The organism is Pseudomonas sp. MCal1 (assembly GCF_026341415.1).
GTDB lineage: Bacteria > Pseudomonadota > Gammaproteobacteria > Pseudomonadales > Pseudomonadaceae > Aquipseudomonas.
The window spans coordinates 17,870-30,373 of record NZ_JAKUMP010000007.1 but is presented as its reverse complement, the minus strand read 5'-3'; the positions used below and the strand labels follow the sequence as shown (position 1 = coordinate 30,373).

Sequence of the window (12,504 nt, the reverse complement as noted above, 5' to 3'; positions counted from 1 at the left end):
GCCAGACCATCACCATCGAAGTCGGCAAGACCACCGGCACCGTGACCACCACCGCGCCGAACGACGCGCTGAACGGTCATGCACCGTTGAACAACTCGATCACCGGCGTGAGTGGCGGCAACTACGAAAACCTCGTGGCTGACAAAACCCCGGTCAGCACCACCGTGACCGACACCGTCGACACCACCAATCTGTCGCTGACCGCGACCGGTACCGTGGCCGAGGGCGGTTCGATTGTTTACACCGCTACCCTGACCAACCCTGCCGGCACGCCGGTGACCGTGACCTTGAGCAACGGCTCCGTCATCACCATTGAAGCGGGCAAAACCACCGGCACCGTGACCGTTCCGGCTCCGGCCGATGACGTCTACAAGGACGCGGGCAAAGTCGAAGTGACCATCAAGGATGCAACCGGTGGCAACTTCGAAAACCTGGTGCCAAGCACTGTTCCAGCGGTTACCGAAGTCACCGATACCATCGACACCACCACGGTGAAACTGACCGCGACCGAAACTGCTGCTGAAGGTGGCACCGTCACCTACACCGCGACTGTTGGTGCACCGGTGACCGGTTCGCCTGTGACCGTGACGTTGGCCAATGGTCAGCAGATCACCATCGAAGTCGGCAAGACCACTGGCACCGTTACCACCACAGCGCCGAATGACGCGCTGAACGGTCACGAGCCACTGACCAACTCGATCACCGGCGTGACCGGTGGCAACTACGAGAACCTGGTTGCTGACAAAACTCCGGTCAGCACCACCGTGACCGACACCGTCGACACCACCAACCTGACCCTGAGCGCCACTGGCTCCGTGGCCGAGGGCGGTTCGATCGTTTACACCGCAACTCTGACCAACCCGGCTGGTACCCCGGTGACCGTGACCTTGAGCAACGGCTCGGTCATTACCATTGAAGCGGGCAAAACCACTGGCACCGTGACTGTTCCTGCGCCGGCCGATGACGTTTACAAAGACGCCGGCAAAGTCGAAGTGACCATCAAGGATGCATCCGGTGGCAACTTCGAAAACCTGGTACCAAGCACCGTTCCGGCCGTCACCGAAGTCACCGATACCATCGACACCACCACGGTGAAGCTCACCGCGACCGAGTCGGCAGCAGAAGGTGGAACTGTCACCTACACCGCTACCGTCGGCGCACCTGTGACCGGCTCGCCTGTGACCGTGACCCTGGCCAATGGTCAGCAAATCACCATCGAAGTCGGCAAGACTACCGGCACCGTCACCACCACTGCACCAAACGATGCGTTGAACGGTCATGAACCGCTGACCAACTCGATCACTGACGTAAGCGGCGGTAATTACGAAAACCTCGTCGCCGATAAAACGCCGGTCAGCACCACTGTGACCGATACCGTCGACACCACCAACCTGACCCTGAGCGCCACTGGCTCCGTGGCCGAAGGCGGTTCGATCGTTTACACCGCGACCCTGACCAACCCGGCCGGCACTCCGGTCACCGTGACCCTGTCGAACGGTGCCGTGATCACCATCGAAGCCGGTAAAACCACCGGCACCGTCAGCGTTCCAGCCCCGGCCGATGACGTCTACAAAGACGCCGGCAAGGTTGAAGTCACGATCAAGGACGCGTCCGGTGGCAACTTCGAGAACCTGGTGCCGAGCACTGTTCCGGCCGTCACCGAGGTCACCGACACCATCGACACCACCACGGTCAAACTGACCGCGACCGAGTCGGCGGCGGAAGGCGGCACCGTCACCTACACCGCCACCGTCGGCGCACCAGTCACCGGTTCGCCGGTGACCGTGACCCTGGCCAACGGTCAGCAGATCACCATCGAGGTCGGTAAAACCACTGGCACCGTCACCACCACCGCACCGAACGATGCACTCAATGGTCACGAACCGCTGACCAACTCAATCACTGGCGTGAGCGGCGGCAACTACGAAAACCTCGTGGCCGACAAAACCCCGGTCAGCACCACCGTGACCGACACCGTCGACACCACCAACCTGACCCTGAGCGCGACGCCGGAAGTCAACGAAGGTGGCCAGATCACCTACACCGCGACCCTGACCAACGCCGCCGGCACCCCGGTGACCGTGACGTTGAGCAACGGCGCCGTGATCACCATCGAGGCCGGCAAAACCACCGGCACCGTGACCGTCGACGCACCTAAGGACGACGTCTACAAGGACGCCGGCACCGTTGAAACGACCATCAAGGGCGCCACTGGCGGCAACTTTGAAAACCTGGTCACCAACACTGCCCCGGCGGTCACCACCGTTCACGACACCATCGACACGTCCACCGTGTCGCTGACCGCTACCGCCAACGTCGCCGAAGGCGAAACCGTGGTCTACACCGCGACCGTGACCGCGCCAGTGACCGGTTCACCGGTCGTGGTGACCCTGTCCAACGGCCAGACCATCACCATCGCCGTGGGCGAAACCACCGGCACCGTGAACTTCGTCGCGCCGAACAGCCCGCTGGCGGGCGGCAGCTCGCTGAGTGTGACCATCGACAAGGCCACCGGTGGCAACTACGAAAACCTGGCGGTCGACAGCAAACCGGCCAACACCTCGGTTTCGGACACGGTCGACACCACCAACCTCAACCTGACCGCCACCGACTCGGTGGCCGAGGGTGGTTCGATTGTCTACACCGCGACGCTGACCAACCCGGCCGGCACCCCGGTGACCGTGACCCTGTCGAACGGTGCAGTGATCACCATCGAAGCCGGTAAAACCACCGGCACCGTGACCGTTCCGGCGCCAGCCGATGACGTTTACAAGGATGCCGGCAAAGTCGAAGCGACCATTTCGACCGTCACCGGTGGCGGTTTCGAGAACCTGGTGCCGAGCACCGTTCCGGCCGTGACCAACGTCACCGATACCATCGACACCACAACGGTGAAACTCACCGCGACCGAAACCGCTGCTGAAGGTGGCACCGTCACCTACACCGCGACTGTTGGTGCTCCGGTGACGGGTTCTCCGGTTACCGTGACCCTGGCTAATGGTCAGCAAATCACCATCGAAGTCGGCAAGACCACCGGCACCGTGACCACCACCGCACCGAACGATGCGTTGAACGGTCACGCACCGCTGACCAATGCGATCACCGGCGTAACCGGCGGTAATTACGAGAACCTCGTTGCCGACAAGACCCCGGTTTCGACCACCGTCACCGACACCGTCGACACCACCAACCTGACCCTCAGCGCCACCAACTCGGTTGCCGAGGGCGGTTCGATCGTTTACACCGCGACTCTGACCAACCCGGCCGGCACCCCGGTGACCGTGACGCTGTCGAACGGCGCAATCATCACTATCGAAGCCGGCAAAACCACCGGCACTGTGACTGTTGCCGCACCTGCCGATGACGTTTACAAAGACGCCGGCAAGGTTGAAGTCACGATCAAGGACGCAACCGGTGGCAACTTCGAGAACCTTGTTCCGAGCACCGTGCCAGCCGTAACGGAAGTCACCGACACCATCGACACGACGACCGTGAAGCTGACCGCGACCGAAACCGCTGCTGAAGGTGGCACCGTCACCTACACCGCAACCGTGGGTGCGCCTGTCACAGGTTCGCCTGTGACTGTGACCCTGGCCAATGGTCAGTCGATCACCATCGAAGTCGGCAATACCACCGGTACCGTGACCACCACCGCACCGAACGATGCGTTGAACGGTCACGCACCGCTGACCAACGCGATCACCGCCGTGACTGGCGGCAACTACGAAAACCTCGTCGCCGACAAAACGCCGGTTTCGACCACCGTCACCGACACGGTCGACACCACCAACCTGACCCTCAGCGCCACCAACTCGGTTGCCGAGGGCGGTTCGATCGTTTACACCGCGACTCTGACCAACCCGGCCGGCACCCCGGTGACCGTGACGCTGTCGAACGGCGCAATCATCACTATCGAAGCCGGCAAAACCACCGGCACTGTGACTGTTGCCGCACCTGCCGATGACGTTTACAAGGACGCCGGTACTGTTCAGGCAACCATCACCAACGCCACCGGTGGCAACTTCGAGAACCTTGTTCCGAGCACCGTGCCAGCCGTAACGGAAGTCACCGACACCATCGACACGACGACCGTGAAGCTGACCGCTTCCGAAACTGCGGCCGAAGGTGGCACCGTTACTTACACCGCGACCGTGGGCGCGCCGGTGACTGGCTCGCCGGTGGTCGTGACCCTGTCCAACGGTCAGCAAATCACCATCGAAGTCGGCAAGACCACCGGCACAGTGACCACCACGGCACCGAACGATGTGCTGAACGGCCACGCGCCATTGACCAACGCGATCACCGGCGTAACCGGCGGTAATTACGAGAATCTGGTCGCCGATAAAACTCCGGTTTCGACCACCGTCACCGACACCGTCGACACCACCAACCTGACCCTCAGCGCCACCAACTCGGTTGCCGAGGGCGGTTCGATCGTTTACACCGCGACCCTGACCAACCCGGCCGGCACGCCGCTGACCGTGACGTTGAGCAACGGCGCCGTGATCACCATCGAAGCGGGCAAGACCACCGGAACCGTGACCGTTCCGGCTCCGGCCGATGACGTCTACAAAGACGCCGGCAAAGTCGAAGTCACCATCAAGGATGCAACCGGTGGCAACTTCGAGAACCTGGTGCCTAGCACTGTTCCGGCCGTGACCGAAGTCACCGACACCATCGACACCACCACGGTCAAACTGACCGCGACCGAGTCGGCGGCTGAAGGCGGGACCGTTACTTACACTGCGACTGTCGGTGCTCCAGTCACCGGTTCGCCTGTGACCGTGACCCTGTCCAACGGTCAGCAAATCACCATCGAAGTCGGCAAGACCACCGGCACCGTGACCACCACTGCACCGAACGATGCGCTGAACGGCCATGCACCGCTGACCAATGCGATCACCGGCGTAACCGGCGGTAATTACGAGAACCTCGTTGCCGACAAGACCCCGGTTTCGACCACCGTCACCGACACCGTCGACACCACCAACCTGACCCTCAGCGCCACCAACTCGGTCGCCGAGGGCGGTTCGATCATCTACACCGCAACGTTGACCAACGCCGCCGGCACTCCGGTAACTGTGACTCTGAGCAACGGCGCCGTGATCACCATCGAGGCCGGTAAAACCACTGGCACCGTGACGGTTCCGGCCCCTGCCGATGACGTCTACAAGGACGCCGGCACCGTGGAAGCGACGATCAAGTCCGCGACCGGTGGCAACTTCGAAAATCTGGTGACCAGCACGGTTCCTGCGGTGACCCAGGTCACTGACACCATCGACGCCACCACGGTGAAACTCACCGCGACCGAGTCGGCGGCTGAAGGCGGGAACGTTACGTACACCGCGACCGTGGGTGCACCTGTCACCGGCTCGCCAGTGACCGTGACCCTGTCGAACGGTCAGCAAATCACCATCGAAGTCGGTAAAACCACCGGCACCGTGACCACCACGGCACCGAACGATGTGCTGAACGGCCACGCGCCATTGACCAACGCGATCACCAACGTGAGCGGTGGCAACTACGAGAATCTGGTTGCTGATAAAACTCCGGTCAGCACCACCGTGACCGACACCATCGACACCACCAACCTGTCGCTCAGTGCGACCGGTACCGTGGCCGAGGGTGGCTCGATCGTTTACACCGCGACCCTGACCAACCCGGCCGGCACCCCGGTGACCGTGACCCTGTCGAACGGCGCGGTGATCACCATCGAAGCCGGTAAAACCACTGGCACCGTCACTGTTCCTGCGCCAGCCGATGACGTCTACAAGGACGCCGGCACCGTGGAAGCGACGATCAAGTCCGCGACCGGTGGCAACTTCGAAAATCTGGTAACCAGCACGGTTCCTGCGGTGACCCAGGTCACTGACACCATCGACACCACCACGGTGAAACTCACCGCGACCGAGTCGGCGGCGGAAGGCGGGAACGTTACGTACACCGCGACCGTGGGTGCACCTGTCACCGGCTCGCCAGTGACCGTGACTCTGTCGAACGGTCAGTCGATCACCATCGAAGTCGGCAAGACCACTGGCACCGTAACCACGACGGCGCCAAACGACGTGCTGACTGGCCACGCGCCGCTGACCAACGCCATCACCAACGTGAGCGGTGGCAACTACGAAAATCTGGTCGCCGACAAAACCCCGGTTTCGACCACGGTCACTGACACCATCGACACCACCAACCTGTCGCTGACCGCGACCGGCACCGTGGCTGAAGGTGGCCAGATCACCTACACCGCAACCCTGACCAACGCCGCTGGCTCGCCAGTCACCGTGACCTTGTCGAACGGCGCAGTGATCACCATCGACGCCGGCAAAACCACCGGTACCGTGACTGTTCCCGCGCCAGCCGATGACGTTTACAAAGACGCCGGCACCGTTCAGGCCACGATCAAATCGGCTACCGGCGGCAACTTCGAAAACCTGGTGACCAGCACCACGCCAGCGGTGACCAGCGTCACCGACACCATCGACACCACCACCGTGAAGCTGACGGCGACCACGACAGCGGCCGAGGGTGGCACCGTCACCTACACCGCCACCGTGGGTGCACCGGTAACCGGCTCGCCAGTGACCGTGACCCTGTCGAACGGCCAGCAAATCACTATCGAAGTCGGTAAGACCACCGGCACCGTCACCACCACCGCGCCGAACGATGTGTTGAATGGTCATGCGCCACTGACTAACGCAATCACTAGTGTAAGTGGCGGCAACTACGAGAATCTCGTTGCCGACAAGACCCCGGTTTCGACCACCGTCACCGACACCGTCGACACCACCAACCTGTCCTTGAGCGCCACCAATTCGGTCGCCGAGGGCGGTTCGATCATCTACACCGCCACACTGACCAACGCTGCTGGCACTCCGGTGACCGTAACGTTGAGCAATGGCGCCGTGATCACCATCGAGGCCGGTAAAACCACTGGCACCGTGACGGTTCCAGCCCCAGCCGATGACGTCTACAAGGACGCCGGCACCGTGGAAGCGACGATCAAGTCCGCGACCGGTGGCAACTTCGAAAATCTGGTGACCAGCACGGTTCCTGCGGTGACCCAGGTCACTGACACCATCGACACCACCACGGTGAAACTCACCGCGACCGAGTCGGCGGCTGAAGGCGGCACAGTCACTTACACCGCGACTGTCGGCGCGCCAGTGACCGGCTCGCCAGTCACCGTGAACCTGTCCAATGGCCAGACCATCACGATCGAAGTGGGCAAGACCACCGGTACCGTGACCACCACCGCGCCGAACGATGCGCTGACTGGCCACGCGCCGCTGACCAATGCGATCACCGGCGTAACCGGCGGTAATTACGAGAACCTCGTTGCCGACAAAACCCCGGTTTCGACCACGGTCACTGACACCATCGACACCACCAACCTGTCGCTGACCGCGACCGGCACCGTGGCTGAAGGTGGCCAGATCACCTACACCGCGACCCTGACCAACGCCGCTGGCTCGCCAGTCACCGTGACCTTGTCGAACGGCGCAGTGATCACCATCGACGCAGGCAAAACCACCGGTACCGTGACTGTTCCTGCGCCAGCCGATGACGTTTACAAAGACGCCGGCACCGTTCAGGCCACGATCAAATCGGCTACCGGCGGCAACTTCGAAAACCTGGTGACCAGCAACACGCCAGCGGTGACCAGCGTCACCGACACCATCGACACCACCACCGTGAAGCTGACCGCGACCGCAACAGCGGCCGAGGGCGGCAATGTTGTCTACACCGCGACTGTCGGCGCGCCGGTGACCGGTTCGCCAGTGACCGTGACCCTGTCCAACGGCCAGACCATCACCATCGACATCGGCAAGACCTCCGGGACCGTCACCACCACCGCGCCGAACGACGTGTTGAATGGTCATGCACCGCTGACCAACTCGATCACCAACGTCAGCGGCGGCAACTACGAAAACCTCGTCGCCGACAAGACGCCGGTCAGCACCACGGTGACCGACACCATCGACACCACCAACCTGTCGCTCAGCGCGACCGGCACCGTGGCCGAAGGTGGTTCGATCACCTACACCGCAACCCTGACCAACGCCGCCGGCACCCCGGTGACCGTGACCCTGAGCAACGGCTCGGTAATCACCATCGAGGCCGGTAAAACCACTGGCACCGTGACCGTTCCGGCACCGGCCGACGACGTCTACAAAGACGCCGGCACCGTTCAGGCAACGATCACCAACGCCACCGGTGGCAACTTCGAAAACCTGGTCACCAGCACCACGCCAGCGGTGACCAACGTCACCGACACCATCGACACCACCACTGTCAGCATCACCGGCAGCACTTCGGTGACCGAAGGCCAGACCGCCAGCTACACCGTCAGCCTGAACCACCCGGCGCAGACCGAAGTGACCCTGAAAATCGTCTACAGCGGCACCGCCGCCGACGGTTCGGACTTCACCGGCGTGTACACCGTGAAGATCCCGGCAGGCGCCAGCAGTGCGCAGTTCAACGTCGCCACCATCGATGACAAGATCACCGAAGGCACCGAGAACTTCGTGGTCAAGATCGACTCGGCCACCGGTGGCAACTTCGAAAACCTGGCGGTCAGCAGCACCAATGGCAGCGTCAGCACCTCGATCATCGACAACGATGCACCGCCGGTCATCGACCTCGACGCCAACAACTCCAGCGGTGCAACGGGTGCCGACTACAAGGTGACCTTCACCGAGAACACCCCGGGCGCAGGTGTGTCGATCGCCGACACCGATATCAAGATCACCGACCCGGACAGCACCATGCTGACTGGCGCCACCGTCGTGCTGACCAACCGTCAGGACGGCGATGCGCTGAACCTGGGCAACAGCGTCAACGGCATCACCATCAATGCCAACAGCACCAATGGCACGATCACGCTGACCCTGTCGGGCAATGCGACGCTGGCCGACTACATGCAGGCCATCAAGAACATCAGCTTCACCAACAGCAGTGAAGACCCGAGCACCGTGCCACGGATCATCACCGTGACCGTGACCGATGGCGGCAACTACTCCAACGTCGCGACCACCACGGTCAATGTGGTGGCGGTCAACGATGCGCCGGTCGCTGCACCGGTCAACGTCACCGGCACCGAAGACACCCCGCTGGTCCTCGGCTGGTCGACCTTCGGCGTCAGCGACGTCGACAGCCCGGCCAGCAGCCTGGGCGTGAAAATCACCCAGCTGCCGGGCGAAGGCAAACTGCAGTACCTGGACGGTTCGACCTGGAAAGACGTCGCCACCAACCAGACCTTCAGCAAGGCCGACATCGATGCCGGCAAGCTGCGTTTCTTGCCGGATGCCAACGAGTCGGGCGTGAACGGCTACGGCGGCACCGGCCTGGGTAACAACCAGGCTGACTACGCACAAATCAAGTTCCAGCCAACCGACGGCCAGTTGCTGGGCAATACCGGCACCGTGAAGATCGACATCACCCCAGTGGCGGATGCACCGACCCTGTCGGTCGCCGACAACAGCGTGAAGTCCACCGGCCTGATCAAGGAAGTCTGGACCGGTCTGTCGGGCCTGGGCACCGACGGCAGCGGCGCGAACCCGAACACTCTGAAAAACGTGATCGACGGTGCCGGCAAACCGAACACCAGCGGCACCGTGAACAACGTGCAGTCCGATGGCAGCGTGACCGCCGGCACCGCGTCGAAAACCTCGGGCCTGATCTATCTGGAAGCCGGCAAGACCTACACCTTCAGCGGCACCGGTGATGACAGCCTGCTGGTGACCATCGGCGGCAAGAGTGTGGCGTCCACAACGTGGGGCGCGGGTGGCAACCTCAACGGTTCGTTCACCCCGACCACCAGCGGCTACTACACCCTGGACATCTACCACCACAACCAGAGCGGCCCGGGCAGCTACGACGTCAACCTGTCGGTCAACGGCAGCACGCCGATCGACCTGAGCAGCGCCGGCGTACCGATCTACACCGGCGTGCAGGATCTGGTGAATGCCGGCGTGACCGTCTCCGATCTGCACGGCAGCAACGGCGAAGGCTATTACGACGGCTACAAGCTCAACACCGGCGCCGAAGGCACCACCGTGAAACTGTCGGCGATCAGCACCGCACTGACCGACACCGACGGCTCGGAAACCCTGAGCATCAAGATCAGCGGCGCACCGGTCGGCTCGGTGCTCAGCGACGGCGCAGGCCACAGCTTCACCGTGACCGCCACCAGCGGCGACGCCAACGTCACCGGCTGGAACCTCGGCAGCCTGACCGTGACCCCGCCGACCTACTACAACGGCCAGTTCAACCTGACCGTGACCTCGACCTCCACCGAACAGGTCGGCGGCTCGGCCAGCACCACCGCGACCATTCCGGTCACCGTGGTGCCGGCAGTCTACAACGCGGTAGTCGCCACCTCGGCCGACGACAACGTCACCGGCACCGACGGCAACGACATCATCGTCGCCGACATCGGCGGCCTGACCGTGGTGCCGGGCACCAACTACAACATCGCGTTCATGGTCGACAGCTCGGGCAGTATGAGCACCTCGTCGATCAACGCGGCCAAGGACTCGCTGACGTCGGTGTTCAACACTCTCAAGCAGAGCATGGGCAACAACTCGGGGACGGTGAACATCTTCCTGGTGGACTTCGATACCCAGGTCAACAAGTCGGTGTCGGTGAACCTCAACGACCCGAACGCGCTGACCAAGCTCAAGGCTGTGCTGGACTCGATGACCTCCGGCGGCGGCACCAACTACGAAGACGTGTTCAAGGCTACGGCCAACTTCTTCCAGAGCGCCGAAGCCGTGGCTAACACCGGGGCGAAGAACCTCACGTACTTCATCACCGACGGTCAGCCGACCTACTACCAGAGCGGCGAACAGACCAACCCGACGCTGTACGGCAACGTGAAGCTCGACGACGTGGTGAAGACCAGCAACTACAAGCTGGGCGACAGCTTCAGCACCTACATCGACAGCACGCACTACCTGACCATCAGCACGGCGGGTGCCGTGGTCCTGCAGACGTACAAGAACGGCAGCTGGAACTGGAGCAACGTGGGCACCATCCACGCCCAGGGCGACGGCACCTACGAGCTGTCGAGCCTGGCAGGCTCCGGCAGCAGCACCAGCCAGGCCACCACCGACAACGCCAACAGCGCCTTCGCACTGCTGGGCAACCTGTCCAATGTGGAAGCCATCGGGATCAACAGCGGTGTCAGCCTCAACGACCTGAAACCGTACGACACCGATCACAACCCGCAAACCAACATCGATCCGAAGGACCTGGCCAACTCGATCATCGGCCATACCGAAGCGACGATGCCGGGCAACGACACCGTCAGCGGTGGCGACGGCAACGACATCCTGTTCGGCGACCTGGTGAGCTTCAACGGCATTGCCGGCGAGGGTTATCAGGCGATGCAGGCCTTCGTGGCCAAGGAAACCGGGGTCGACGTCAGCAAAGTCACCACCAGTAACGTGCACCAGTACATCACCGAGCACTATCAGGCGTTCGATGTGTCCGGTGCCCATGACGGCAACGACACGCTACTGGGTGGCGCGGGTAATGACATCCTGTTCGGCTCGGGCGGCAACGACCTGCTCGACGGTGGCAAGGGCAATGACATCCTGCTCGGCGGTACCGGCAACGACACGCTGATCGGTGGTCAGGGCAACGACATCCTGATCGGTGGTTCGGGCGCCGACACCTTCGTCTGGAAAGCAGGTGACACCGGCAACGATGTGATCAAGGACTTCAACGCCAGCGAAGGTGACCGTATCGACCTGCGCGACCTGCTGCAGGGCGAGTCCGGCAGCACCATCGACAACTTCCTGAAGATCACCACGGTCGACGGCGTGTCGTCGCTGCAAGTCAGTTCGGCGGGCAAGTTCAACTCCGCCGATGCGGCTGCCGCCACACCGGACGTGACGATCAAACTGGAAGGCAACAACTGGTCCACTGCCAACATTCACAACCTGATTGCCGGTAGTGATCCGACCATCAAGGTCGACCACAACAACAGCTGATGCGTGAACAAAACGGCCGCCCCAATGGGGCGGCCGTCACGTTTGCGTCTTTCTTCCCGGTGACGATTGCGTCGCCGCACCGCATACTCGCGTGCAGTTGGCTATGCTGCTGACAGCATGACGCTGGTCCATTTCCGAGGGATGCTCAATGTTTTACGTGCAACGCGATGCGCAGGGTCAGTTGATTCGCGTGGAAGCTGCGGCCTACGCCGAGGCCACGGAAACGCTGCCGGCCGACCACCACGAAATCCAGGCCTGGTACGCCAACGAAGCCGTGGAGAACAGCCTCAAACAGCTCAAGCAGAGCGACCTGGAAATGATCCGGGTACTCGACGACCTGATTCAGGTACTGACCCAGAAAGGCGTGATCCGCGTCACCGACCTGCCGCCGGCGGCCCAGGCCAAGTTGATGGACCGGACTCAGGCGCGGGAAGCGCTGGGTGGGTTGAGTCAGTTGATCGATGAGGATGAGGGCGGGTTGATCTGATCCAGGATCTTCGGTGACTGG

At 62.4% G+C, this 12,504-nt stretch carries 2 protein-coding genes; both read left to right on the top strand.

All coding sequences use genetic code 11. The features are described 5' to 3' along the window. Positions 1-11,996 (top strand): immunoglobulin-like domain-containing protein (locus MKZ87_RS12985; protein WP_266201053.1); only part of this gene is annotated, 11,996 nt, incomplete at its 5' end. Positions 11,997-12,144: 148 nt separating this feature from the next. After that, complete coding sequence (locus MKZ87_RS12980; RefSeq protein WP_039773037.1) at positions 12,145-12,483, top strand: hypothetical protein; 339 nt, start codon at positions 12,145-12,147, stop codon at positions 12,481-12,483. Positions 12,484-12,504: the final 21 nt, after the last annotated feature.

What these genes read in the sequence shown, in the direction of transcription:
- MKZ87_RS12980 (WP_039773037.1), top strand. Translation starts at nt 12,145, where the DNA reads ATGTTTTACGTGCAACGCGATGCGCAGGGTCAGTTGATTCGCGTGGAA.